Source organism: Streptomyces flavalbus, from assembly GCF_042674625.1.
Taxonomy (GTDB): Bacteria; Actinomycetota; Actinomycetes; order Streptomycetales; family Streptomycetaceae; genus Streptomyces; species Streptomyces flavalbus.
Genome location: NZ_JBHTEB010000001.1, coordinates 2,908,097 through 2,931,565 on the forward strand (window position 1 = coordinate 2,908,097; position 23,469 = coordinate 2,931,565).

Below are 23,469 nucleotides of genomic sequence, written 5' to 3' on the forward strand. Positions count from 1 at the left end.
GTTGCTCCTTCACAGATGGCGGCGTCGGGTGGAGACGTGCCGTTCGTACAGCTCGCGTGCCTTGACCGCGGAGGGCCTGGTGGCGGTCTCGGCGACGGGTACATCCCACCAGGCCTGCGCCGGGGGCGCGCCCGACACTGTGTCTGCCGTTTCGGTCTCCACGTAGACACATGTGGGGGTGTCGGCGGCCCGCGCCTCGGCCAGCGCGGCGCGCAGGTCGCGCACCGTGCGGGCGCGCAGCACCCGCATCCCGAGGCTCGCGGCGTTGGCGGCGAGGTCGACGGGGAGCGGGGCGCCGGTGTAGCCGCCGTCGTCGGCCGGGTAGCGGTAGGCGGTGCCGAACCGCTCGGCGCCGACGGACTCGGAGAGGCCGCCGATGGAGGCGTACCCGTGGTTCTGCACGAGGACGACCTTGATCGCGACGCCTTCCTGTACGGCGGTGACGATCTCCGTCGGCATCATCAGGTAGGTGCCGTCCCCGACGAGCGCCCACACGGGCCGGTCGGGCGCGGCGAGCTTCACGCCGAGGGCGGCGGGGATCTCGTAGCCCATGCAGGAGTAGCCGTACTCCAGGTGGTACTGGTCGCGGGAGCGGGCGCGCCAGAGTTTGTGCAGGTCGCCGGGGAGGGAACCGGCGGCGTTGATGACGATGTCCGTCTCGTCGACCAGCGCGTCCAGGGCGCCGAGGACCTGCGGCTGGGTGGGGCGCCGTACGTCGGGTTCCTCGGCCTCGTAGCAGGCGTCGACGCGCTGCTCCCAGCGCTCCTTGTCCTCGGTGTACTCGCTGACGTAGGCGTCGGGGACGCGGTGGCCGTGCAGGCGGAGGGCGTCGGTGAGTTCGGTCAGTCCGCTGCGGGCGTCCGCGACCAGCGGCAGGCCCGCCATCTTGTGGCCGTCGAAGGGCGCGATGTTGAGGTTGAGGAAGCGCACGCCGGGCGCGGCGAAGAGGGTGTTCGAGGCGGTGGTGAAGTCGGTCCAGCGGGTGCCGACACCGATCACCAGGTCGGCGGTGCGGGCGAGTTCGTCGGCGGTGGCGGTGCCGGTGTGGCCGATGCCGCCGACGTCCTGGGGGTGGTCGTAGGTGAGGGAGCCCTTGCCCGCCTGGGTGGCGGCGACCGGGATGCCGGTGGCGGCGGCGAACTCGGCGAGGGCCTCCTCGGCGCGGCTGTGGTGGACGCCGCCGCCCGCGACGACCAGGGGGCGCCGGGCGGCGCGGATCGCGGTGACGGCCTCGGCCAGCTCGGTGGGGTCGGCGCCCGGCCGTCGTACCACCCAGGTGCGGTCGGTGAAGAAGTCGTCCGGCCAGTCGTACGCCTCGGCCTGCACGTCCTGCGGGAGGGCGAGGGTGACGGCGCCGGTGTCCACCGGGTCGGTGAGGACCCGCATGGCCTGGAGGGCCGCCGGAATCAGGGCCTCCGGCCGGGTGACGCGGTCGAAGTACCGCGACACCGGGCGCAGGCAGTCGTTGACGGACACGTCGCCCGCGTACGGCACCTCCAGTTGCTGGAGCACCGGGTCGGCGGGGCGGGCGGCGAAGACGTCGCCGGGGAGCAGCAGGACGGGCAGGTGGCTGATGGTGGCGAGCGCGGCGCCGGTGACGAGGTTGGTGGCGCCGGGGCCGATGGACGTGGTCACCGCGTGCGTGGACAGCCGGTTGGACTGGCGGGCGTAGCCGACCGCCGCGTGCACCATCGCCTGTTCGTTGCGGCCCTGGTGGTACGGCATCACGTCGCCGTACTCGACGAGCGCCTGGCCGATCCCGGCGACATTGCCGTGGCCGAAGATGCCCCAGGTCGCGCCGATCAGCCGCTGCCGCACCCCGTCGCGTGCGGTGTACTGGGCGGACAGGAAGCGGACGAGCGCCTGCGCGACGGTGAGCCTGGTCGTCGTCATCGGTACCCCTCTGTGTGGTCCGGGTGGAAGCAGATCCGCCACTCCCTGTTCTTCCCCGGTCCCGCCATGACGTTCAGGTAGTACATGTCGTGGCCGGGCTGGGCGACGGACGGGCCGTGCCAGCCGTCCGGGACGAGGACGGCGTCGCCGGTGCGGACCTCCGCGAGGACGTCCGAGCCGCCCTCCCTGGAGGGGAACACCCGCTGGTACCCGAACCCGTTCGGACCGTCGATCTCGAAGTAGTAGATCTCCTCCAGCTCGGACTCCTCACCGGGCCGGTCCTCGTCGTGCTTGTGCGGCGGGTACGACGACCAGTTGCCGCCCGGGGTGATCACCTCCACGGCGATCAGCCGGTCGCAGACGAAGGTGTCGGCGGCGGCGAAGTTGCGGACGTGGCGGGTGCGGGTGCCGCTGCCGCGCACCTCCACGGGGACCTCCGACGCGGGGCCGCGGCGGGCGGGGAGTCGTCGCTCGCACTTCGCTCCTGCCAGGGCGAAGCGGCCTCCCGCGTCGGAGGCGATCTGGACCCGGGCGTCCCGGGGCGCGTACGCGAAGTCGGTGACCGACGCGAACACGTGCTCCCGGCCCAGGAGGGGGAACCTCTCCTCATCTACGTGTACGACGCAGCCGCCGTTGAGCGGCAGCACGATCCACTCGCTGTCGCCGGTGGCGAACGTGTGCGTGCCGCCCGGCGCCAGCTCCACCACTCGCAGCGCGCTGTACCCCCACCCGGCCCGCTCCGGGTCGATGTCCAGCGCGTACTCCACGTTCGCGGCCGCGCCTTTCGGGACGTGCAGCTCGTTTCTCATGCGGCCCTCACAGCAGTCCTACGGCGGTGTCCACGGCGGCGGCCACGTCGCCGTCCGCCGGGTACAGCAGCGATCTGCCCACGACCAGACCCCGCACGGTGGGCAGCCGGAGCGCGCCGCGCCACCTCTCGTACGCCTCCGCCTGGTCGTCGGGCTTGTCCCCGACGTCGCCGCCGAGCAGCACGGCGGGGAGGGTGGAGGTCTCCATCACCCTCGCCATGTCGTCCGGGTCGTCGGTGACCGGCACCTTCAGCCAGGTGTAGGCCGAACTGCCGCCGAGCCCTGAGGCGATGGCGATGGAGCGGGTGACGGCGTCGGCGGACAGGTCGTTGCGCAGCCGCCCGTCCGCGTCGCGGTGGGAGATGAACGGCTCCACGAAGACCGGCAGCCGCCGCGCCGCCATCGCGTCGACCGCGCGGGCGGTGGACTCCAGCGTGGTCAGGGAGCCGGGGTCGCGGTAGTCGATGCGCAGCAGCAGCTTGCCCGCGTCGAAGCCGAGGCGCTGGATGTCCTCGGGGCGGTGGCCGGTGAAGCGGTCGTCGAGTTCGAAGGCGGCGCCCTGGAGTCCGCCGCGGTTCATCGAGCCCATCACCACCTTGTGGTCGAGGGCGCCGAGCAGCAGCAGGTCGTCGAGGATGTCGGCGGTGGCGAGGACGCCGTCCACGCCGGGCCGGGAGAGCGCCAGGCAGAGGCGTTCGAGCAGGTCGGCGCGGTTGGCCATGGCGAACTTGCGGTCCCCGACGCCGAGCGCGCCGCGGGCCGGGTGGTCGGCGGCGACGATCATCAGCCGTCCGCTGTCGCCCAGCAGCGGACGGCGCGGGCGGCGGGCGGCGGCCTCCGCTATCGCCTCCGGGTGCCGGGTGCGGGTGCGGACGAGGTCCGCGACGTCGACGGTCACCGGACCGCTCCGGCGGCGAGCGCGGCCTCGACCTCGGCGGGGGTGGGCATCGCGGAGGAGCACTCCAGGCGGGAGGCCACGATCGCCCCCGCCGCGTTGGCGTACCGCATGGTCTCCGCCAGGCTCCAGCCGCCGAGCAGGCCGTGGCAGAGGGCGCCGCCGAAGGCGTCCCCCGCGCCGAGTCCGTTGAGGACGGTCACGGGGAGGGGCGGGACCTCGGCGGACTCGCCGTCGGCGCTCATCGCCAGGACGCCCTTGGGTCCCTGTTTGACGACGGCCAGCTCCACCCCGGCGGCCAGCAGGGCGCGGGCGGCGGCGTGCGGGTCGCGGACGCCGGTGGCGATCTCGACCTCGTCGAGGTTGCCGACGGCGACGGTGGTGTGGCGCAGTGCCTCGGTGTAGTGGGGGCGGGCGGTGTCGGGGTTCGCCCAGAACATCGGCCGCCAGTCGAGGTCGAACACCGTGGGGCCCGCCGTGCCGCGGTGGGCGAGGGCGGCGAGGGTGGCGGTGCGGCTGGGCTCCTCGCTCAGACCGGTGCCGGTGACCCAGAAGACGCCCGCCTCGCGGATGGCGTCCAGGTCGAGGTCATGGGCGTCGATCTCCAGGTCGGGGGCCTTCGGCTGGCGGTAGAAGTACAGCGGGAAGTCGTCCGGCGGGAACACCTCGCAGAAGGTGACCGGGGTGGGCAGTCCGGCGACCGGGGTGACCCAGCGGTCGTCGACGCCGAAGCCGCGCAGCGCGTCGTGGAGGTAGGTGCCGAAGGGGTCGTCGCCGGTGCGGGTGATCACCGCCGTGCGGCGGCCGAGGCGGGCGGCGGCGACCGCGACGTTCGTCGCCGAACCGCCGAGGAACTTGCCGAAGGACGTCACCTGCGGGAGCGGGACACCCGTCTGCAACGGGTACAGGTCCACCCCGATCCGCCCCATGGTGATCAGCTCGTACGCCATCGAGTCCCCTTCGCGGTGCTCCTCGCGCGCTCCCACTGTTCCGGCCTCTCCCCGGTTTCTAGCCCTGCACCGGGAACCCTGTCAATATTTTGTCCGGACATTCTGACGACATACGGGTGACGGGTGGACCAACCGCTGTCAACACGCCCCGCCGACGGACCGGCGTACGCCTTTGCGGCACCTTTGTCACAAACACCACCCGCGCGTCACACATGTCGCGTGTCCGCGGGTTCCCGGTCACACCCGTCCCACAGCCCCGCTCCGCTGTCACTCTCCGTCGTTGACCGGGCACAGGCTTGGTGATCGCCAGCGCTGCGCCCGGCTCCCCCGACGGCCGTCCCCGGCCGCCGCCGTGGCGTGGCGCGGGGAGGTGCAACTCATGACCGACCGACGGCTCTGGTCCTACAAGGAGATCGCGGCGCACATCCGGGTGCAGCCCGACACCGTGCGCTCCTACCGCAAACACGGTCTGCTGCCCCCACCCGACCATGTGGAGGGCGGCAAGCCCTACTGGTACGCCGACACGGTCCGCACCTGGGCCGCCGCGAGGCCGGGGAACAGGGGGCGACGGCGGGACTGAACGCGCCGCGAGCTGGCGGTGACCGACCGGGGTGACCGACCGGGCTGACCCACCGGGGTGATCGCCTCCCGGGCTCAGCTCCTCGGGTCAGCCCAGGGTTCTATGACCGTCACCCCGGCGCCCGGTGCCGTGCCCAGCGCGGACAGGGCCGCCGGGGCCGCGTCCAGGCCTATCGCGGAGGTGACCAGCAGGTCGGGGCGGAGGGTGCCGGAGCGGACCAGGTCCAGCAGGGCCGGGTAGGCGTGGGCGGCCATGCCGTGGCTGCCGAGGAGTTCCAGTTCCAGGGCGACCGCGCGGGCCATCGGGACGGCGGTGGTGCCGTCGGCCGAGGGCAGCAGGCCGACCTGGACGTGCCGACCCCGGCGGCGCAGGCCGTTGACGGAGGCGGCGCAGGTGACGGGCGAGCCGAGGGCGTCCAGCGAGAGGTGTGCGCCGCCGCCGGTCAGCTCCCGGACCGCCCGCGCGGTGTCCTCGGTACGGGCGGCGTCCACACCGTGCGCCGCGCCGAACTTCCGCGCCAGGTCCAGCGCGCCGGGCGACACGTCGACGGCGATGACGCGGGCGCCCGCCGCCGCGGCGATCATCACCGCCGACAGGCCCACTCCCCCGCAACCGTGCACCGCCACCCACTCCCCGGCCGCCACCCGGCCCTGCTGGACGACGGCGCGGAAGGCGGTGGCGAACCGGCAGCCAAGGGAGGCCGCCGTGGCGAAGGTCGTCTCCTCCGGGACGGCGACGAGGTTCACGTCGGCGTGGGCCAGCGCCACGTACTGGGCGAAGGAGCCCCAGTGGGTGAAGCCGGGCTGGGTCTGCCGCTCGCAGACCTGCTGGTCGCCCGCCGCGCAGGAGGGGCAGCCGCCGCAGGCGCAGACGAACGGCACCGTGACCCGGTCCCCGGGCCGCCAGCCGGTGACCCGGGCGCCGACCTCCTCGACGACCCCGGCGAGTTCGTGCCCGGGGACGTGCGGCAGGGCGATGTCCGGGTCGTGGCCCCGCCAGCCGTGCCAGTCGCTGCGGCACAGGCCGGTGGCCTCGACCCGCACCACGACGCCGTGCTCCGCGGGCCGCGGGTCCGCCACCTCCCGCACCTCGGCCGGTTCCCCGAACCGCTCGAACACCACAGCCCGCATCCGTCACTCCTCCGCGTCCACTACGTCCGGGGCAACCTAACCGCCCGTCGTCACCTTGTCCCCCTCTCGCTCCTTCTCGCGCCCCTGCTCGGCCGGGGTGGCGCCCGGGGCCGACTCGCCCTCGCTCAGCCCGAACCGGGCGTGCAGCCGCCGCAGGGGTGCCGGGGCCCACCAGGTGGCGCGGCCCGTCAGGCGCATCACCGCCGGGACCAGCAGGCTGCGCACCACCATCGCGTCCATCAGCACGGCCAGCGCGATGCCGAGGCCGAGCATCTTGGTGTTGGTGACCCGGGAGGTGCCGATGGCGACCATCACCACCGCCAGGATGACCGCCGCCGCGGTGATCAGACCGCCGGTGCGCTGGAGCCCATGCCGTACGGCCCGCTGATGGTCGCCGGTGTGGTCGTACTCCTCCTTGATGCGGGAGAGCAGGAACACGCCGTAGTCCATGGAGAGGCCGAAGGCGACGCAGAACATCAGGACCGGCAGGGTGGTCTCTATGGAGCCGGTGCTGGTGAAGTCGAGCAGGCCGGACAGGTGCCCGTCCTGGAAGACCCAGACCACGGCGCCGAACATGGCGGTCAGGCTGAGGGCGTTGAGCAGCACCGCCTGGAGGGGTATGAGCACGCTGCCGGTGAGCAGGAAGACCAGGATCAGCGTGACGACGGCGATGAACAGCGCCGCCCAGGGCAGTTGCTCCCCTATCGCGTCCTTGGTGTCGACCAGGACGGCGGCGGTGCCGGTGACGGCGGTGTCGAAGGGGGCGTCCAGGGCGCGGATGTCGCCCACCAGGCGCTGGGCGGGTTCGTCGACGGCCTCACCCCTGGGCTGCACCGTGAAGTACGCGGCGTCGCCCTGCACCAGCGGGCCGTCCACCCGCAGGACCTCCGGCAGCGCGGCGACGCGCTCCTTGTAGTCGGCGTACTGGGCCTCGGTGGCGCGGCCCTCGGCGAGGATCTCCAGTCCGCCGCCGGGGCTGCCGGGGAAGCCGTCGCGGATGTCCTGCTGGACGACGTGCGACTCGGCGCCCGAGGGGAGCTGACGGTCGTCGGCGGTGCCGAACTTCACGCCCAGGAACGGCAGCCCGAGCAGGACCAGGACGGCGGTGGTGGCCAGGGCGAAGAAGGGCGCCCTGCGCATCACCAGGCCCGCCGCGCGGCCCCAGCCCCGGCCCTCCTCGGCGCCCGGGACGCGGGCGCGCTGGCCGCCGCGCCGGAAGAGGCGGCGCAGGTCCAGGGAGTTCACCCGGTGGCCGAGCAGCAGCAGGGCGGCCGGGAGCAGGATCAGCGCCGCCGCCGCGGCGAGCAGGACGACGGCGATACCGGCGTAGGCGAAGGACCGCAGGAAGTACTGCGGGAAGAGCAGCATCGCCGCCAGGGAGACCGCGACCGTCAGGGCGGAGAACAGCACCGTGCGGCCCGCCGTGCGCAGGGTGGTGGCGACGGAGGTCAGCGGGTCGGCACCGGTGGCCAGTTCCTCGCGGAAGCGGCGGACGATGAACAGGGCGTAGTCGATGGCGAGGCCCAGGCCCAGGGCGGTGGTGAGGTTCAGCGCGAAGACCGACACGTCGGTGAACTCGGTGAGGCCGCGCAGCACGGCGTTGGTGCCGAGGATCGCCACGATGCCGATGCCGAGCGGCAGCAGGGCCGCGACGGCGCTGCCGAAGACCATCACCAGCAGCACCAGCGTCACCGGCAGGGCGATCATCTCGGCCCGCACCAGGTCTTCCTGGATGGTGGTCTGCATCTCGTGGCGCACGGCGACGATGCCGCCGATGCGCACCTCCACCGGGCCCTGGCTGCCGCGGAAGTGCGGTGCGATGCGCTCCAGGGTCTCGCCCGCGGTGGTCTCGTCACCGGTGATCCGGGCGGCGATCAGCGCCTGGCGGCCGTCCTCCGCGCGCAGGGCGGGTGAGCGGGACTGCCAGTAGGAGCCGACGCCGGTGACGCCCTCCTCGGCGGCCAGCCGTGCGGCGAGGTCCTCGGCCTGGGCGGCGACCACCGGGTCGTCGACCGAGGCGCGGCCCGCGTCGACGAGGAGCAGCAGGTTGGGCTGCGAGTCGGGGAACTGGCGCTCCAGCGCCTCGGTGGCGTACGTGGACTCGGCTCCCGGGTCCTCCCAGCCGCCGCTGGAGAGCCGGTCGGCGACGCCGCCGCCCGCCAGCACGGCGAGCAGGGTCACCACGAGGGCCGCGAGCAGGGACAGCCGTGGGCGGGCGGTCACGAAACGGGTCCAGCGCCCGACCTGGGGCGGGCTTTTGACTTCGGTCATCCTGCGGTGTCCCCTTCACCGTGGCCCGGCTGCCCGGCGTACGAGCAGGCAGCATGGGAGTGTCATTGCCATAGACTGACAAACACGAGACGTCGCTCGCGTTTCTCCAGAATGCGAGCGGTCGCTCGCGTTTGTCAATCGCGTTCGGGAAGCTGGGGATAACGCGTGTCCGAGGAGCGAGCGGAAACAGGGACAGAAGAGGCCAAGGGACCCGAGGGAACCAAGGAGCCCAAGGAGGCCAAGGAGACCGAGGCGACGGACCGGCCGCGCCGCCGTCAGGCTCGCGGCGAGCGCCGGATCACGCAGTTGCTGGAGGCCGCCGCGAGCGTGTTCTGCACGACCGGCTACACCGCCGCCAGCACCAACGCCATCGCCCGCGAGGCGGGCGTCTCCCCCGGCACGCTGTACCAGTTCTTCCCGAACAAGGAAGCGATCGCGATCGAGTTGGGCAGCCGCCTGATGCACGAGATGCGGGAGACCTACGGCGAGGCGCTCGCCCCCGTCGACCCGGCGACGCCGCTGGAGGAGGCCGTCGGCGCCGCCGTGGACCGGTTCATCGCGTTCAACTGCGAGCGCCCGGAGTTCTTCGCGCTGATGCACGGCCCCGACATCCCGGGCCGGATCGCCGAGCAGCACGACGCCCTGCACGCGACCCTGCTCACCCGGATCGAGGCACTCCTGACCTCCCTGCTGCCCGACCGCTCCCCGGCCGACATCACCCGCGTCGCCCAGGTCGCCCTGGGCGTCTACAAGGCGGGCCTTGAGCTGGTCCTGGCCCACGAGGGCGCCGAGCGGGAGGCGTACGTACAGGAGATCAAGGACGTACTGATCCGCTACCTGGGACCGATGAGCGCCGGGACACGGCGCGACCCCTCTTGGATTTATACCCCCTAGGGGTATAGTCTGGGAAGCGTGGCCCCTCCCCCGGGGTCTCGTCCGACCCACGCGCCTCGACGAGGAGTAACGACATGAGCGCCCAGACCGACACCCAGGGTTCCGTCACCGCCGTCTACAAGGTGAGCGGGATGAGCTGCGGCCACTGCGAGGGCGCCGTCTCCGGCGAGCTGTCCCAGCTCCCCGGCGTCAGCTCCGTGCGGGCCGTCGCCGCCTCCGGCGAGGTCACCGTCGTCTCCGCCGCCCCGCTCGACGAGGACGCCGTACGCGCCGCCGTCGACGAGGCGGGCTACGAGCTGGTCGGCAAGGCCTGATCCGCCGCCCGGCGCACGCACCACCCCACACCACGGCACCGGGCCGTACCCGACGCCCCGCGCCCGTACGGCCCGGTCCCTCCCCTGGAGCCCGGGAATGACCAGCACCAGCACCACCCCCGCCGGGACCCCGATAGCCGCCCCGGCGCCCACCGCCGAGGTCGAGCTGCTCATCGGCGGGATGACCTGCGCGTCCTGCGCGGCCCGCATCGAGAAGAAGCTCAACCGGATGGACGGCGTCACGGCCACCGTCAACTACGCGACGGAGAAGGCCCGCGTCAGCTACCCGGCCGGGACCGAGGTCGCCGACCTGATCGCCACCGTCGTGAAGACCGGGTACACGGCCGAGGAGCCCGCGCCTCCGGAGGTCCCCGAGGAGGACGACCGGGCCGGGGACCCCGAACTCGACTCCCTGCGCCACCGCCTGCTGGTCTCCGTCGCGCTCGCCCTCCCGGTCGTCCTGCTCGCGATGGTCCCGGCGCTCCAGTTCGACAACTGGCAGTGGCTCTCCCTCACGCTCGCCGCCCCGGTCGTGGTCTGGGGCGGCTGGCCGTTCCACCGGGCCGCCTGGACCAACGTCCGGCACGGCGCGGCGACCATGGACACGCTGGTGTCGGTCGGCACGCTCGCCGCGTTCGGCTGGTCGCTGTGGGCGCTGTTCCTGGGCGACGCGGGGATGCCGGGGATGCGGCACGGCTTCGAGCTGACCGTCTCCCGCACGGACGGCGCCGCCACGATCTACCTGGAGGTCGCCGCCGGGGTCACCGCGTTCCTGCTGCTCGGCCGGTATCTGGAGGCCCGCTCCAAGCGCCGCGCGGGCGCCGCGCTGCGGGCGCTGATGGAGTTGGGCGCCAAGGACGTGACGGTGCTGCGCGGCGGCGCCGAGGTCCGCGTGCCCGTGGCCGACCTCAAGGTCGGGGACCGGTTCGTGGTCCGCCCCGGCGAGAAGATCGCCACCGACGGCACGGTGACCGAGGGCGCCTCCGCCGTCGACGCCTCCATGCTGACCGGCGAGTCCGTGCCGGTGGACGTGGCCGTCGGGGACGCCGTGACCGGCGCGACCGTCAACGCCGGGGGCCGACTGGTCGTCGAGGCCACCCGGGTCGGCGCGGACACCCAGCTCGCGCGGATGGCCAAGCTGGTGGAGGACGCGCAGAGCGGCAAGGCGGAGGTGCAGCGGCTCGCGGACCGGGTCTCCGCCGTCTTCGTCCCCGTCGTGCTGCTGCTCGCGACGGCCACCTTCGGCGTCTGGCTCGGCAGCACCGGCGACACCGTCGCCGCGTTCACCGCCGCCGTCGCCGTACTGATCATCGCCTGCCCGTGCGCGCTCGGCCTGGCCACCCCGACCGCGCTGCTGGTCGGCACCGGGCGCGGCGCCCAGCTCGGCATCCTGATCAAGGGCCCGGAGGTGCTGGAGTCCACGCGCCGGGTCGACACCGTCGTCCTCGACAAGACCGGCACCGTCACCACCGGCCGCATGACCCTGCGGGAGGTGTACGCCGTCCAGGGCGCCGACGAGAAGGAGGTGCTGCGCCTCGCGGGCGCCCTGGAGCACGCCTCGGAGCACCCCGTCGCCCGCGCGGTGGCCGCCGGGGCGGCGGAGCGGCTGGGCGAGCTGCCCGGCGTCGAGCACTTCGAGAACGTCCCGGGGCGGGGCGTACGGGGGCGCGTGGACGGCCATGAGGTCACCGTGGGGCGCCAGCTCCACGACACGCTCCCCGAGGAGGTGGAACGCGCCCGCGCGAGCGCCGAGCGGGCGGGCCGTACCGCCGTGGTGGTCGGCTGGGACGGCGCGGCGAGGGGAGTCGTCGCCGTCGCGGACGCGGTCAAGGAGACCAGCGCCGAGGCGGTCCGCGCCCTGCGCGCGCTGGGGCTGACGCCGGTGCTGCTGACCGGGGACAACCGGACGGTGGCCGAGGCGGTGGCAGCCGAGGTCGGCGTCACCGAGGTGATCGCCGAGGTGCTGCCCGAGGACAAGGTGGACGCCGTACGGCGGTTGCAGGGCGAGGGCCGGGTCGTGGCCATGGTCGGGGACGGGGTCAACGACGCCGCCGCGCTCGCCGCCGCCGATCTGGGGCTGGCGCTGGGCACCGGCACGGACGCGGCGATCGAGGCGGGCGACCTGACGCTGGTGCGCGGGGACCTGCGGGCGGCGGCCGACGCGATCCGGCTGTCCCGGCGCACCCTCCGCACCATCAAGGGCAACCTGGTATGGGCCTTCGGCTACAACGTGGCCGCGCTGCCGCTGGCCGCGGCGGGCCTGCTCAACCCCATGATCGCGGGTGCGGCGATGGCGTTCTCGTCGGTGTTCGTGGTGACGAACAGCCTGCGCCTCAGGACTTTTCGGTCGGGGGTCCCTCTGGAGTCCGGGGCGACCCTCACATAAGCTCTTCACACGGCTCGCGCATTTTCCTTACGCTTGAGCCCCGTTCGGGGAATTGGGCCTCTTGCGTACTAACAGGACAAATGCAAGAGACGCAGATCACAGTGATGTGAACGTAACCATCGAAGGGGTTCGAAGGTCTAAGTTGGCGATGTCAGACAGCGTCTTGGGGGGCGCTGGCTGGCGTCTGGGGGTGTCTTGGGGGACTTCCCCAGATGGGGGTACCTCCCTGCTCGAACGTAGTTGAGAGCTTGGGGGAGCGTTGCCGGGGCACGCCACGCCCGGGGAGCTTTGAGCGGCCCTCCCAGCGTGCGCTGTCCCGGCAGATCGCACCGCACCACCGCAATACCGCACCACCGCACCACCGCAGTACGGCAACACCGCAACAACAGCGATTCAGGCGCTGGTCTCCACAGACGCCCGGCCGGATCCCGTGGGGGGAATCCGCACCGGGACATGGGAAGGCGCCCTGGTCGTCGGCCCGTGGGGGGACTGACGTACCGGGGCGCCTTCTGCCGCGCTCGGCGCCTCTCGGCGCGGCGCGGCTCTCAGCACATGGCGAGGCTCGCTCAGCGGGCCTCGACGGGGACGAAGTCGCGCTCGACGACACCCGTGTAGATCTGGCGCGGACGACCGATGCGGGAACCCGGCTCCTTGATCATCTCGTGCCACTGGGCGATCCAGCCCGGCAGGCGGCCGAGGGCGAACAGGACCGTGAACATCTCGGTCGGGAAGCCCATGGCCCGGTAGATCAGACCGGTGTAGAAGTCGACGTTCGGGTAGAGGCTGCGCGAGACGAAGTAGTCGTCGGAGAGCGCGTGCTCCTCCAGCTTCAGCGCGATGTCCAGCAGTTCGTCGGACTTGCCGAGCGCGGAGAGGACGTCGTGCGCCGCCGCCTTGATGATCTTGGCGCGCGGGTCGAAGTTCTTGTAGACCCGGTGGCCGAAGCCCATCAGCCGGACGCCGTCCTCCTTGTTCTTCACCTTGCGGATGAAGGAGTCGACGTCGCCGCCCGCGTCGCGGATGCCCTCCAGCATCTCCAGGACGGACTGGTTGGCGCCGCCGTGCAGCGGGCCCCACAGGGCGTTGATGCCCGCGGAGATCGAGGCGAACATGTTCGCCTGCGAGGAGCCGACCAGCCGGACCGTGGAGGTCGAGCAGTTCTGCTCGTGGTCCGCGTGCAGGATCAGCAGCTTGTCCAGGGCCGAGACCACGGTCGGGTCCAGGTCGTACTCCTGCGCGGGCACCGAGAAGGTCATCCGCAGGAAGTTCTCGACGTAGCCGAGGTCGTTGCGCGGGTAGACGAACGGGTGGCCGACCGACTTCTTGTACGCGTACGCGGCGATCGTCGGGAGCTTGGCGAGGAGCCGGATCGTGGAGAGGTTGCGCTGCTGCTCGTCGAACGGGTTGTGGCTGTCCTGGTAGAACGTGGACAGCGCCGAGACCACCGACGACAGCATGGCCATCGGGTGCGCGTCGCGCGGGAAGCCCCGGTAGAAGTTCTTGACGTCCTCGTGCAGCAGGGTGTGCTGCGTGATCTCGTTCTTGAAGCCGGACAGCTCGTCGACGGTCGGCAGCTCACCGTTGATCAGCAGGTAGGCCACTTCGAGGAACGTGGAGCGCTCGGCGAGTTGCTCGATCGGGTAACCCCGGTACCGCAGGATGCCCGCCTCGCCGTCGAGGTAGGTGATGGCCGATTTGTACGCGGCGGTGTTGCCGTACCCGCTGTCCAGGGTCACCAGACCGGTCTGGGCCCGCAGCTTCCCGATGTCGAAGCCCTTGTCCCCGACCGTGCTATCGATCACCGGGTAGGTGTACTCGCCGCCGTCGTACCGCAGTACTACAGAGTTGTCGCTCACGTCTTCCCTCACCGACGTAGTGCCTCATCTTCGAGGTGCCCTGACTGTCTCTACCATCCCCCATTTGGCTCAGGAGAGTGCACTCGGGGTCGACCATTGGGCTTATTGGCGGCACTGAGTGCCGCCAACTTGCACATCCTGCCCGCTGACTTCCGCATCCGGAAGTGCTCTGTGACCTTCGCGACTCGTTTGATCGATCATTTTTTACCTACGGCGCCCGCGGTGGACCCAAAGGTGTACTAAAGGGGGCGCGGCGAGAGGCGGAAGTCGAGCGCGGTGCAGCGCCGCCCCGCCGACACCGTGCGCACCGCCTGCCCGATCGCCTTGCGCGAGCCGACGAGCACGACCAGCCGCTTGGCCCGGGTGACCGCCGTGTAGAGCAGGTTGCGCTGGAGCATCATCCAGGCGCCGGTGGTCACCGGGATGACGACCGCCGGGTACTCACTGCCCTGCGAGCGGTGGATGGTCACCGCGTACGCGTGCGCCAGTTCGTCCAGTTCGTCGAAGTCATAGGGAACCTCCTCGTCCTCGTCCGTCAGCACCGTCAGCCGCTGCTCGACCGGGTCGAGCGAGGTGACCACGCCCACGGTGCCGTTGAAGACCCCGTTCTTGCCCTTCTCGTAATTGTTGCGGATCTGGGTGACCTTGTCTCCGACGCGGAACACCCGGCCGCCGAACCGGCGCTCGGGCAGGTCGGGGCGGCCCGGGGTGATGGCCTGCTGGAGGAGGCCGTTGAGCGTGCCCGCCCCGGCTGGTCCGCGGTGCATCGGGGCCAGGACCTGCACGTCGCGGCGCGGGTCGAGCCCGAACTTCGCGGGGATGCGGCGGGCCGCCACGTCCACCGTGAGCCGCCCCGCCTCCTCCGTGTCGTCCTCCACGAAGAGGAAGAAGTCCTTCATGCCGTCGGTCACCGGGTGCTGGCCCGCGTTGATCCGGTGCGCGTTCGTCACCACGCCCGACTGCTGGGCCTGCCGGAACACGCGCGTGAGCCGCACCGCCGGGACCGGACCGCCGTCGGCCAGCAGATCGCGCAGCACCTCGCCCGCGCCGACGCTGGGCAACTGGTCCACGTCCCCGACGAAGAGCAGGTGGGCGCCCGGGGGGACCGCCTTGACCAGCTTGTTGGCGAGCAGCAGGTCCAGCATGGACGCCTCGTCGACGACCACCAGATCGGCGTCCAGCGGGCGGTCCTTGTCGTACGCCGCGTCCCCGCCCGGCTTCAGCTCCAGCAGCCGGTGCACGGTGGACGCCTCGGCGCCGGTCAGCTCCGCGAGCCGTTTGGCGGCCCGGCCGGTGGGCGCGGCGAGCACCACCTTGGCCCTCTTGGCGCGGGCCAGCTCCACGATGGAGCGGACCGTGAAGGACTTGCCGCACCCCGGACCACCGGTGAGCACGGCGGCCTTCCGCGTCAGCGCCAGCTTGACGGCGGCCTCCTGCTCGGGCGCCAGCTCGACGCCCGTACGCCCCTTCAGCCAGGCCAGCGCCTTGTCCCAGTCGACGTCCCTGAACCCCGGCATCCGGTCCTCCTCCGTGCGCAGCAGGCGCAGCAACTGGGCGGAGAGGGAGAGTTCGGCGCGGTGGAAGGGGACCAGGTAGACGGCGGTGACGGGTTCCGGGGAGCCGTCGGGGCCGGGCACCCGCTCGCGTACGACGCCGGGGTCCTCGCCGTCCTCGCCGGGCGCCGCCAGCTCCGCGAGGCACTCGATGACCAGGCCGGTGTCGACCTGGAGCAGCTTCACCGCGTCGGCGATCAGCCGCTCCTCCGGGAGGTAGCAGTGGCCCTGGTCGGCGGACTGCGACAGCGCGTACTGCAACCCCGCCTTGACGCGCTCCGGGCTGTCGTGCGGGATGCCCACGGACTGGGCGATCTTGTCGGCGGTGAGGAAGCCGATGCCCCACACGTCGGCGGCCAGCCGGTACGGCTGGTTCCTCACGACCGAGATCGACGCGTCGCCGTACTTCTTGTAGATGCGCACCGCGATGGAGGTGGAGACCTCCACGGTCTGGAGGAAGAGCATCACCTCCTTGATCGCCTTCTGCTCCTCCCAGGCGTCGGCGATCTTCTTGGTGCGCTTGGGGCCGAGCCCCGGGACCTCGATGAGGCGCTTCGGCTCCTCCTCGATGATCGTCAGGGTGTCCAGTCCGAAGTGCTGGGTGATGCGGTCCGCGAAGACCGGGCCGATGCCCTTGACCAGGCCGGAACCCAGGTAGCGGCGGATGCCCTGGACGGTGGCCGGGAGGACCGTCGTGTAGTTCTCCACGGTGAACTGCTTGCCGTACTGCGGGTGCGAGCCCCAGCGGCCCTCCATCCGCAGCGACTCCCCGACCTGCGCGCCCAGCAGCGCGCCGACGACCGTGAGCAGGTCACCCGCGCCCCGGCCGGTGTCGACCCGCGCGACCGTGTAGCCGTTCTCCTCGTTGGCGTAGGTGATCCGCTCCAGGACGCCTTCGAGGACGGCCAATCGCCGTTCCCCCTGCGCGTTCCCCGCCTCATTGGACATGATCCGACCGTAGCGGGTGCGACTGACAGCGATGAACGGCCACGTACGGAGATGAGGGTGCTGATGTACCACTACGACCTGCTGGTGGTGGGCTCGGCCAACGCCGACCTGGTGATCGCCGTCGAGCGGCGGCCGGGCGCCGGGGAGACGGTGCTCGGCTCCGACCTCGCCGTCCACCCCGGCGGCAAGGGCGCCAACCAGGCCGTCGCCGCCGCCCGGCTCGGCGCGCGGACGGCGCTGCTTGCCCGGGTCGGCGCCGACGACCACGGGCGGCTGCTGCTCGACGCGCAGCGGGCCGCCGGGGTCGACACGGTGGGCGTGCTGGTCGGCGGGGCGCCGACCGGCGTCGCGCTGATCACCGTCGACCCGTCCGGGGACAACAGCATCGTGGTGTCGCCGGGCGCCAACGCGCTGCTCACCCCGGCCGACGTGCGCGCCGCCGCCAGCCTGTTCCACGCCTCCCAGGTCGTCTCCGCGCAACTGGAGATCCCGTTGGAGACGGTGGCGGAGGTGGTGCGGTGCCTGGCGCCCGGCAGCCGGTTCGTGCTGAACCCCTCGCCGCCGCGGTCGCTGCCCGGCGACGTGCTGGCGGCCTGCGACCCGCTCGTCGTCAACGAGCACGAGGCCCGCGTCATCCTCGGCGAGGCGTGCGTCAGTGACGTCCCCGAGGACTGGGCGCGGCTGCTGCTGGCCAAGGGGCCGCGCTCGGTCGTCGTCACGCTGGGCGCCGAGGGCGCGCTGGTGGCGTCCCGGGAAGGGCTCGCGCGGGTGCCGTCGGTGCGGGTGGCCGCCGTGGACACCACCGGCGCGGGCGACGCGTTCACCGCCGCGCTGGCCTGGCGGCTGGGGGCGGGCGAGCCGCTCACGCGGGCGGCTGCCTACGCGGCACGGGTGGGGGCGGCGGCGGTCACCAGGGCGGGGGCGCAGGAGTCGTATCCGACGGCGGGGGAGGTCGAGGGGACGGCGGCGGGGGAGGTCGGGGAGACGGCGGCGGAGGGGAGCTGAGAGATGGCCTTCCGCCCCCGGTGGCATATGACGGGGGCCAGGTCGATGATGGAAGTGGAGTGAGCAGATGACGGACGACGAACGGGTCTCCGCTGCCGAGGCCATGCGCAGCGCGGCCGAGCAACTCACGGAGTTGCTGGGCCGGGCCCCCGAGTCCGTTTCCTCGCTGAAGCCGACCGAGCAGGGCTGGGAGGCCGACGTCGAGGTCGTGGAGCTGGAGCGCGTCCCGCAGACGAGCAGCGTGATGGCCAGCTACCAGGTCGTCCTCGACCCCACGGGCAAGCTGCTGGCGTACGAACGCGGACGCCGGTACACGCGCGCGCAGGTCGACCGGGACAACCGCTGACCGATGGACGACAACCGGTAAGGGGCAGCACAGTGACTGTGGTGCCGCAGGGCGAGGGCGGCGCCGTTTCCGCCAGCCCGGGGAGTTCGGGAAACCTGTACGACGTACTGGAACTGGTCCTGGACCGGGGCCTGGTCATCGACGCGTTCGCGCGGGTGTCGCTGGTCGGCATCGAGCTGGTGAAGATCGACGCCCGCGTCGTCGTCGCCAGCGTCGACACCTACCTGCGCTTCGCGGAGGCCTGCAACCGGCTGGACCTGGAGTCCGGCCGCAAGGCCCCCGCCCAGCTCTCCGACATCGTCGAGGGCGCCTCCGAGGGCGGCGCCCGCGGCAAGAGCAAGGGCGCGCTGACCGGCGCGGTCCAGGCCGTCACCGAGTCCCTCCAGAAGGGCCGCGAGGACGACGACAGCCGTGAGAAGCGGCACGCGCGCGTGGAACGCGGCTCCGACCGCCGTTCCACCAAGGCCCGGGAGGAGTGAGCGCCCATGCCGCTGTACGTCTACGCGATCACCAGGGCCTCGCACCCCCTGCGGCTTGAGGGCGCCAAGGGCGTCGGCGAGGCGCCCACGGAGGTGCGCGCCGTCCGCGTCGGCGACCTGTGCGCCGTCGTCAGCGAGGCGCCGGAGCAGGTCGGCGTCAGCCGGGACGCCCTGACCGCCCACCACGAGGTCCAGGAGTCCCTGTGGGCCGACGGCGCGGTCCTCCCGCTGGGCTTCGGGTACGTCGCCGCCGACGAGGACGCCGTACGCGCCGTGCTCGAAGAGCGCGCCGCGGCGTACGCCCAGCGGCTCGACGAACTCACCGGGCGGGTCGAGTACAACGTCAAGGGCGTCCAGGACGAGGACACGCTGCTGCGCGCCGTCCTCACCGACTCGGAACAGGCCCGCGCGCTCAACGAGGCCACCCGCGACGGCGGCGGGACGCACGCTGACCGGGTCGCGCTCGGCCAGCTCGTGGCACAGGAGGTGCAGGCCAGGCAGGAGGCGCTGGCCGGGCAGGTCCTGGACGCGCTGCGCCCGCTGGCGCTGGCGGAGAAGCTGTCCCCGCCCTCCCAGCAGTACTTCGTGAGCGTGTCCTTCCTCCTGGAGGACGACCGCGGGGAGGAGTTCACCCGCGCGGGACGCGACCTCGCCGAACGGCTCGGGGACGGCGTCGAACTCCGGCTGCGCGGGCCACTGCCGCCGTACAGCTTCGCCTGAGCGCGGACGGGGTGGGTGACGAAGGAGGTCCGGTGTGGGACTGGTCGTGGAGATCCTGGCGCTGCCGCTCGCCCCGTTCCGGGGCGTGGGCTGGGTGATCGACAAGGTGGTCCGGGCCGCCGAGGAGGAGTACTACGACCCGGCCCCCGTGCAGGAGGCGCTCGTGAACCTCGAACGGGCCCGTGAGGAGGGGCGGATCGACGACGAGGAGTTCGCGCGGCACGAGGAGGAGCTGCTCCACCGCCTGGAGGAGATCCGGGTCTACCAGCTCCAGCGGGGCGCGCGGCCCGGCCTGTGAGGGCACGCGGAGAAAGGCGGATCATGAACAACGCCAAGATCGGGGCGGCCGTCCTGGGCGGCTATGTGCTCGGGCGGTCCAAGAAGGGCCGACTCGCCGTCAGCCTGGGCGCCCTGCTGGCCGGGTCGCGCATCCGGCCGGGGCAGTTCGGCAAGGCCCTCGACTCGCCCTTCCTCAACAACATCACCCAGCAGTTGCGCACCGAGCTGACCGAGGCGGGCAGGACGGCGGCCAGTTCCGTCCTGACGGCCAAGGCCGACCACCTCGCCGACGCCCTGCACGAACGTACGGCGGGGCTGCGGGAGGCGGGGCCGGAAGCCGACAAGGAGGCGGAGGCGGACAAGGAGGCGGAGGCGGACACGAAGGCGGAGCCCGAGGCCGAGGCCAAGTCGGACGACGCCGAGTCCGCCGAGGAACCCGAACCCGCGCCCCGGCGCCGGGAGAAGACCACGACCGCCTCCCCGAGCCGCTCCAAGCGTGCCGCTCCGAAGGCGAGGAGGCAGGGCGATGGCTGAGGGCAAGCTCCGTGAGCGGGCCGCGCAGAACCCGGGCACGGCCCACCTCAAGGAGGAGCTGGAGAAGTACGTCGAGGCCCGGCTCCAGGTGATGCTGAAGGGCGTGGGCGAACGGATGGGCTCGGGGGCGCGCCGCCTCGGCGAGGCCCACCTGGGCCGACCGCACCTCGGCTCGCTCGCCTCCCACACCACCCACGCGCTGCTGGACAAGGCCAAGGAGGCCACCAGCAAGCGGCACACCCAGGCCACCGAGGGCGGCGTCGGCAAGGGGCTCACCATCATCGAGGACATCGACGTGGGCGTGCCGGTGCGCGAGGCGTACGACCAGTGGACGCAGTTCCGGGAGTTCGGCCGGTTCGCCAAGGGTGTGGTGGACGTCCAGCAGAAGGACGACGTGACCACCGAGTGGCAGGTCAAGGTCGCCAAGGCCAGCCGCCGCTGGCACGGCACGATCACGGAACAGGTGCCGGACGAGCGGATCGCCTGGACGTCCGAGGGCGAGAAGGCGACCACCAAGGGCGTGGTCACCTTCCACCCCCTCGGCGAGAACCTCACCAAGGTGCTGCTGGTCCTCCAGTACTTCCCCAAGGGGGTCGTCGAGAAGACCGGCAGCCTGGTCCGCGCCCAGGGCCGCCGCGCCCGCCTCGACCTGAAGCTGTACCGCACGTTCGTGATGATGCGCGGCGAGGCGACCGGGGGCTGGCGCGGCGAGATCCGCGAGGGGGAGGTCGTCCGGGGGCCGGAGGAGGCCGAGGAGGAGGAAGAAGAGGACCAGTACGAGGAAGAGGACGAAGAAGAAGAAGACGAGGACGACTACGACGAGGAAGACGAAGACGACGAGGCGGAGGACGAGGACGCCGACGAGGGAGAAGCGTACGAAGACGACGAGGAGGAGGCGCCCCGGTGACGCATCCCGACTCCCCCGCCCCCCTCCCGTCCCGGGCCGTCTCGCCGTACGGCCAGTCCTCCAGCGCCAACCTCGCGGACATCCTGGAACGCGTCCTGGACAAGGGCATCGTCATCGTCGGCGACATCAAGATCAACCTGCTCGACATCGAACTGCTCACCATCAAGCTCCGCCTCCTGGTGGCCTCGGTCGACAAGGCCAAGGAAATCGGCATCGACTGGTGGGAGCACGACCCCGCGCTGTCCTCCCGCGCCGACGGCAGCCGTTCCCTGGAGGAGCAGAACCGGCGGCTCCGCGCCGAGGTGCGGGAGCTGCGCCGCCAGGTCTCCGAGTCCCCCGAGCCGCGCCGCAAGCCCCGCGAGGAACTCCCGCGCCGCAGACGCCGTGAGGACAGGGAGCCGTGAGCGGGCGGTTGGCCTACGTGTACGCGGTGGTCCCGGCGTCGGCCGCGACCGACCGTCCGCGGGACGCGCCGACGGGGCCGTACGGCGTGGCGGGGGCGCCGGTCGGGTTCGTGCGCTCCGGCGCGGTGGCCGCCGCGGTCGGCGCGGTGCCCGCGGCGGAGTTCTCGGAGGCGGCGCTGAAGTCACGTCTGGAGGACCTGGAGTGGCTGGAGGCGACGGCGAGGGCGCACCACGCCGTCATCGAGGCGCTGGCCGCCCGCACCACGGTGCTGCCGCTGCGGCTGGCGACCGTGTACCTCGACGAGACGCGCGTCGCCGGGATGCTGCGGGAGCGGGAGGCGGTCTTCGCCGCGCTGCTCGACCGGTTCGCCGGGCACGAGGAGTGGGGCGTGAAGGTGTACGCCGAGAGCCCGCCCGGCGCCCCGCCCGCGCCGGTCGCGGTGGACGGTCCGGACGCCGGACGCGCGTACCTGCGCAGCCGCCGACGCCTGCGCCAGGAACGGGAGGACACCTGGCGGGCCGCGCGGGAAGCCGTACGGCGCACGGAGGAACTCGCACGCGGGCTGGCCGTGGAACGCGCCCGGCACCGCCCCCAGCAGGGCGACCTCGCCCGGGCGCCCGGCCGCACCGGCGACAACGTCGCCAACGACGCCTACCTGGTCCCGCGCCACCTGTCCGCGCAGTTCCACGACCGGATGCGGCACGCGGCCGACGACCTGCCCGGCGTCCGCGTGGAGGTCACCGGCCCCTGGGCGCCGTACTCCTTCGCCGCGCCCCCGGTGCAGGAGGAGGTGCCGCAGGGGTGAACGCGTACGACACGGACGGCGCGTACGAGCCCAACGAGCCGTACGAGTCCTACGAGCCCCACGAGTCCTACGGTCCCGGCGAAGACGACCGTCCCCTCTCCGGACGGCAGGTCGCGCTGATCGACCTGCTGGACCGGCTGCTCAGCGGCGGGGTCGTGCTCACCGGCGACCTGGTGCTGTCGATCGCGGACATCGACCTGGTGCGGATCTCCCTGCGCGCGGTGATCGTCTCCGTCCGCGAGCAACTGGACGAGCAGTGGACCCTCCCGCCCTCACCGGAGGACGGGCCGTGACGGGCCCCGCCGACCGGCTGCGGGAGGTCTCCGACGCCGCCTCGCGCGCGTTCGCGTTGCTGCCCGCCCGGCCGGAGGACCTCGTGGCACCCCCGGCCGGGCGGAGTCCGGCCCACCGGCTGCGCACCGACCCGGACACCGTGGAGCGCGACCTGGTCAGGCTGGTGCTGACCATCGTCGAGCTGCTGCGCCAGCTCATGGAGCGGCAGGCGCTGCGCCGGGTGGACGAGGGCGGGCTGACGGAGGAGCAGGAGGAGCGGCTCGGGCTGACGCTGATGGTCCTGCACGACCGGATGACCGAGCTGTGCGACCGGTACGGCCTCACGCTGGAGGACCTCAACCTGGACCTGGGACCGCTGGGCCCCCTGCTGCCCCCACCCTGAGGATCGTTCAACGATCCTCAACTGCGGCTCAGCGCACCACGTGCTCCACGAACCGCGCCGCCGTCTCCGCCAACACCTCCCGCCCGTCCCGCGCCCACAGCGGATCGTTGAACAACTCCACCTCGATGGCGCCGGTGTACCCCGCCGCCTCCACGTACCCCTTCCACTCCCGCATGTCGATCGAGCCGTCCCCGATCTGCCCGCGCCCGTTGAGGACACCCTCCGGCAGCGGGGTCGTCCAGTCCGCGAGCTGGAAGGTGTGGATGCGGCCCCCCGCGCCCGCGCGGGCGATCTGCTCCGGCGCCCGGTCGTCCCACCAGATGTGGTACGTGTCGACGGTGACGCCGACCTGGTGGGCCGGGAAGCGCTCGGCGAGGTCGAGGGCCTGGGCCAGGGTGGAGACGACGCAGCGGTCGGCGGCGTACATGGGGTGCAGTGGCTCGATGGCGAGCCGTACGCCGTGGGACTCCGCGTAGGGCCCCAGCTCGGCCAGCGCGTCGGCGATGCGCTCGCGGGCGCCGCGCAGGTCCCTGGAGCCGGGCGGCAGGCCGCCGGAGACCAGGACGAGGGTGTCGGTGCCCAGCGTCGCCGCCTCGTCGACGGCGCGGCGGTTGTCGTCGAGGGCACGCGCGCGTGCGTCGGTGTCCAGGGCGGTGAGGAAGCCGCCGCGGCAGAGCGTGGTGACCGTCAGGCCCGCGTCGCGGACGAGTTTGGCCGCCGCCTCGACGCCGTACTCCTGGACGGGTTCGCGCCACAGGCCGACACCCTGGACGCCGAGTTGGGCGCAGGCGTCGGTCAGTTCGGGCAGGGCGAGCTGCCTGACCGTCATCTGGT

Annotated in this window: 24 protein-coding genes; 15 read left to right on the top strand and 9 right to left on the bottom strand. The window is 72.5% G+C overall.

What is annotated here, in order from left to right:
* Positions 1 to 9 precede the first annotated feature (9 nt).
* From iolD to iolC, 4 genes are read right to left on the bottom strand one after another with little or no spacing between them, the layout of a single operon-like run.
* The gene (gene iolD / locus ACFQZ6_RS12920; protein WP_381607835.1) at positions 10 to 1,893 is read right to left on the bottom strand and encodes a 3D-(3,5/4)-trihydroxycyclohexane-1,2-dione acylhydrolase (decyclizing); all 1,884 of its coding nucleotides are present in this window, start codon (positions 1,891 to 1,893) and stop codon (positions 10 to 12) included.
* A complete protein-coding gene (iolB, locus tag ACFQZ6_RS12925; protein ID WP_381607837.1) occupies positions 1,890 to 2,702 on the bottom strand; it encodes a 5-deoxy-glucuronate isomerase in 813 nt (270 codons plus the stop codon). Before iolB ends, iolD begins: the two co-directional genes overlap by 4 nt.
* Positions 2,703 to 2,709: 7 nt before the next feature.
* Complete coding sequence (locus ACFQZ6_RS12930) at positions 2,710 to 3,600, bottom strand: Cgl0159 family (beta/alpha)8-fold protein (RefSeq protein WP_381607839.1); 891 nt, start codon at positions 3,598 to 3,600, stop codon at positions 2,710 to 2,712.
* Positions 3,597 to 4,547, bottom strand: coding sequence for a 5-dehydro-2-deoxygluconokinase (gene iolC / locus ACFQZ6_RS12935; RefSeq protein ID WP_381607841.1), 951 nt, complete (start codon positions 4,545 to 4,547; stop codon positions 3,597 to 3,599). Before iolC ends, ACFQZ6_RS12930 begins: the two co-directional genes overlap by 4 nt.
* A gap of 379 nt (positions 4,548 to 4,926) precedes the next feature.
* On the opposite strand from iolC, the gene ACFQZ6_RS12940 reads away from it, so the two are divergent.
* Complete coding sequence (locus ACFQZ6_RS12940) at positions 4,927 to 5,127, top strand: helix-turn-helix transcriptional regulator (protein ID WP_381607843.1); 201 nt, start codon at positions 4,927 to 4,929, stop codon at positions 5,125 to 5,127.
* Between the two features lie 74 nt (positions 5,128 to 5,201).
* Here the strand turns inward: ACFQZ6_RS12940 and ACFQZ6_RS12945 are convergent, their stop codons facing one another.
* Together ACFQZ6_RS12945 and ACFQZ6_RS12950 are read right to left on the bottom strand one after the other, a co-directional pair.
* Complete coding sequence (locus ACFQZ6_RS12945) at positions 5,202 to 6,257, bottom strand: zinc-dependent alcohol dehydrogenase family protein (protein WP_381607845.1); 1,056 nt, start codon at positions 6,255 to 6,257, stop codon at positions 5,202 to 5,204.
* A gap of 36 nt (positions 6,258 to 6,293) precedes the next feature.
* Positions 6,294 to 8,528, bottom strand: coding sequence for an MMPL family transporter (locus ACFQZ6_RS12950; RefSeq protein WP_381607847.1), 2,235 nt, complete (start codon positions 8,526 to 8,528; stop codon positions 6,294 to 6,296).
* Between the two features lie 165 nt (positions 8,529 to 8,693).
* On the opposite strand from ACFQZ6_RS12950, the gene ACFQZ6_RS12955 reads away from it, so the two are divergent.
* The 3 genes from ACFQZ6_RS12955 (at position 8,694) to ACFQZ6_RS12965 (ending at position 12,122) form a co-directional block, all read left to right on the top strand.
* Complete coding sequence (locus ACFQZ6_RS12955; protein WP_381607849.1) at positions 8,694 to 9,422, top strand: TetR/AcrR family transcriptional regulator; 729 nt, start codon at positions 8,694 to 8,696, stop codon at positions 9,420 to 9,422.
* A gap of 74 nt (positions 9,423 to 9,496) precedes the next feature.
* The gene (locus ACFQZ6_RS12960; RefSeq protein WP_381607851.1) at positions 9,497 to 9,736 is read left to right on the top strand and encodes a heavy-metal-associated domain-containing protein; all 240 of its coding nucleotides are present in this window, start codon (positions 9,497 to 9,499) and stop codon (positions 9,734 to 9,736) included.
* A 97-nt stretch (positions 9,737 to 9,833) separates the two neighbouring features.
* A complete protein-coding gene (locus ACFQZ6_RS12965) occupies positions 9,834 to 12,122 on the top strand; it encodes a heavy metal translocating P-type ATPase (RefSeq protein ID WP_381607852.1) in 2,289 nt (762 codons plus the stop codon).
* A gap of 566 nt (positions 12,123 to 12,688) precedes the next feature.
* On the opposite strand, the gene ACFQZ6_RS12970 is transcribed toward ACFQZ6_RS12965, so the two are convergent.
* The gene (locus ACFQZ6_RS12970) at positions 12,689 to 13,978 is read right to left on the bottom strand and encodes a citrate synthase (protein ID WP_381607854.1); all 1,290 of its coding nucleotides are present in this window, start codon (positions 13,976 to 13,978) and stop codon (positions 12,689 to 12,691) included.
* A 239-nt stretch (positions 13,979 to 14,217) separates the two neighbouring features.
* Positions 14,218 to 16,479, bottom strand: a complete 2,262-nt coding sequence (gene recD2 / locus ACFQZ6_RS12975) for an SF1B family DNA helicase RecD2 (protein WP_381607856.1) — start codon at positions 16,477 to 16,479, stop codon at positions 14,218 to 14,220.
* A 63-nt stretch (positions 16,480 to 16,542) separates the two neighbouring features.
* On the opposite strand from recD2, the gene ACFQZ6_RS12980 reads away from it, so the two are divergent.
* The 11 genes from ACFQZ6_RS12980 to ACFQZ6_RS13030 all read left to right on the top strand — a co-directional run bounded on the left by ACFQZ6_RS12980 (position 16,543) and on the right by ACFQZ6_RS13030 (position 22,635).
* Positions 16,543 to 17,484 (top strand): ribokinase, encoded by a 942-nt coding sequence (locus ACFQZ6_RS12980; RefSeq protein WP_381618261.1) that lies wholly within the window; start codon positions 16,543 to 16,545, stop codon positions 17,482 to 17,484.
* A 67-nt stretch (positions 17,485 to 17,551) separates the two neighbouring features.
* On the top strand, positions 17,552 to 17,830 hold the full coding sequence (locus ACFQZ6_RS12985) for a gas vesicle protein GvpO (protein ID WP_381607858.1): 279 nt from the start codon (positions 17,552 to 17,554) through the stop codon (positions 17,828 to 17,830).
* Positions 17,831 to 17,868: 38 nt separating this feature from the next.
* On the top strand, positions 17,869 to 18,309 hold the full coding sequence (locus ACFQZ6_RS12990) for a gas vesicle structural protein GvpA (RefSeq protein WP_381618264.1): 441 nt from the start codon (positions 17,869 to 17,871) through the stop codon (positions 18,307 to 18,309).
* Between the two features lie 6 nt (positions 18,310 to 18,315).
* On the top strand, positions 18,316 to 19,029 hold the full coding sequence (locus ACFQZ6_RS12995; protein WP_381607860.1) for a GvpL/GvpF family gas vesicle protein: 714 nt from the start codon (positions 18,316 to 18,318) through the stop codon (positions 19,027 to 19,029).
* A gap of 34 nt (positions 19,030 to 19,063) precedes the next feature.
* The gene (locus tag ACFQZ6_RS13000) at positions 19,064 to 19,327 is read left to right on the top strand and encodes a gas vesicle protein GvpG (protein WP_381607862.1); all 264 of its coding nucleotides are present in this window, start codon (positions 19,064 to 19,066) and stop codon (positions 19,325 to 19,327) included.
* A gap of 23 nt (positions 19,328 to 19,350) precedes the next feature.
* Positions 19,351 to 19,842: a hypothetical protein gene (locus ACFQZ6_RS13005; RefSeq protein WP_381607864.1), complete on the top strand. Its 492-nt coding sequence runs from the start codon at positions 19,351 to 19,353 to the stop codon at positions 19,840 to 19,842.
* Positions 19,835 to 20,749, top strand: coding sequence for an SRPBCC family protein (locus ACFQZ6_RS13010; protein ID WP_381607866.1), 915 nt, complete (start codon positions 19,835 to 19,837; stop codon positions 20,747 to 20,749). The genes ACFQZ6_RS13005 and ACFQZ6_RS13010 overlap by 8 nt, the downstream gene beginning before the upstream one ends.
* The gene (locus ACFQZ6_RS13015) at positions 20,746 to 21,153 is read left to right on the top strand and encodes a gas vesicle protein (protein ID WP_381607868.1); all 408 of its coding nucleotides are present in this window, start codon (positions 20,746 to 20,748) and stop codon (positions 21,151 to 21,153) included. Before ACFQZ6_RS13010 ends, ACFQZ6_RS13015 begins: the two co-directional genes overlap by 4 nt.
* Positions 21,150 to 21,959 (top strand): GvpL/GvpF family gas vesicle protein, encoded by an 810-nt coding sequence (locus ACFQZ6_RS13020; protein ID WP_381607871.1) that lies wholly within the window; start codon positions 21,150 to 21,152, stop codon positions 21,957 to 21,959. Before ACFQZ6_RS13015 ends, ACFQZ6_RS13020 begins: the two co-directional genes overlap by 4 nt.
* On the top strand, positions 21,956 to 22,252 hold the full coding sequence (locus ACFQZ6_RS13025) for a gas vesicle protein (protein ID WP_381607873.1): 297 nt from the start codon (positions 21,956 to 21,958) through the stop codon (positions 22,250 to 22,252). The genes ACFQZ6_RS13020 and ACFQZ6_RS13025 overlap by 4 nt, the downstream gene beginning before the upstream one ends.
* The gene (locus ACFQZ6_RS13030) at positions 22,249 to 22,635 is read left to right on the top strand and encodes a gas vesicle protein K (RefSeq protein WP_381607874.1); all 387 of its coding nucleotides are present in this window, start codon (positions 22,249 to 22,251) and stop codon (positions 22,633 to 22,635) included. Before ACFQZ6_RS13025 ends, ACFQZ6_RS13030 begins: the two co-directional genes overlap by 4 nt.
* Positions 22,636 to 22,663: 28 nt before the next feature.
* Here the strand turns inward: ACFQZ6_RS13030 and ACFQZ6_RS13035 are convergent, their stop codons facing one another.
* Positions 22,664 to 23,464 carry a sugar phosphate isomerase/epimerase family protein gene (locus tag ACFQZ6_RS13035; RefSeq protein WP_381618266.1) on the bottom strand — a complete coding sequence of 267 codons (801 nt, stop codon included), beginning with the start codon at positions 23,462 to 23,464 and terminating at the stop codon, positions 22,664 to 22,666.
* Positions 23,465 to 23,469 lie beyond the last annotated feature (5 nt).

Coding starts and splice junctions, on each gene's coding strand:
- iolD (WP_381607835.1), bottom strand. CDS start 1,893: ATGACGACGACCAGGCTCACCGTCGCGCAGGCGCTCGTCCGCTTCCTG.
- iolB (WP_381607837.1), bottom strand. CDS start 2,702: ATGAGAAACGAGCTGCACGTCCCGAAAGGCGCGGCCGCGAACGTGGAG.
- iolC (WP_381607841.1), bottom strand. CDS start 4,547: ATGGCGTACGAGCTGATCACCATGGGGCGGATCGGGGTGGACCTGTAC.
- ACFQZ6_RS12940 (WP_381607843.1), top strand. CDS start 4,927: ATGACCGACCGACGGCTCTGGTCCTACAAGGAGATCGCGGCGCACATC.
- ACFQZ6_RS12945 (WP_381607845.1), bottom strand. CDS start 6,257: ATGCGGGCTGTGGTGTTCGAGCGGTTCGGGGAACCGGCCGAGGTGCGG.
- ACFQZ6_RS12950 (WP_381607847.1), bottom strand. CDS start 8,528: ATGACCGAAGTCAAAAGCCCGCCCCAGGTCGGGCGCTGGACCCGTTTC.
- ACFQZ6_RS12960 (WP_381607851.1), top strand. CDS start 9,497: ATGAGCGCCCAGACCGACACCCAGGGTTCCGTCACCGCCGTCTACAAG.
- ACFQZ6_RS12965 (WP_381607852.1), top strand. CDS start 9,834: ATGACCAGCACCAGCACCACCCCCGCCGGGACCCCGATAGCCGCCCCG.
- recD2 (WP_381607856.1), bottom strand. CDS start 16,479: ATGTCCAATGAGGCGGGGAACGCGCAGGGGGAACGGCGATTGGCCGTC.
- ACFQZ6_RS12980 (WP_381618261.1), top strand. CDS start 16,543: ATGTACCACTACGACCTGCTGGTGGTGGGCTCGGCCAACGCCGACCTG.
- ACFQZ6_RS12985 (WP_381607858.1), top strand. CDS start 17,552: ATGACGGACGACGAACGGGTCTCCGCTGCCGAGGCCATGCGCAGCGCG.
- ACFQZ6_RS12995 (WP_381607860.1), top strand. CDS start 18,316: ATGCCGCTGTACGTCTACGCGATCACCAGGGCCTCGCACCCCCTGCGG.
- ACFQZ6_RS13005 (WP_381607864.1), top strand. CDS start 19,351: ATGAACAACGCCAAGATCGGGGCGGCCGTCCTGGGCGGCTATGTGCTC.
- ACFQZ6_RS13010 (WP_381607866.1), top strand. CDS start 19,835: ATGGCTGAGGGCAAGCTCCGTGAGCGGGCCGCGCAGAACCCGGGCACG.
- ACFQZ6_RS13035 (WP_381618266.1), bottom strand. CDS start 23,464: ATGACGGTCAGGCAGCTCGCCCTGCCCGAACTGACCGACGCCTGCGCC.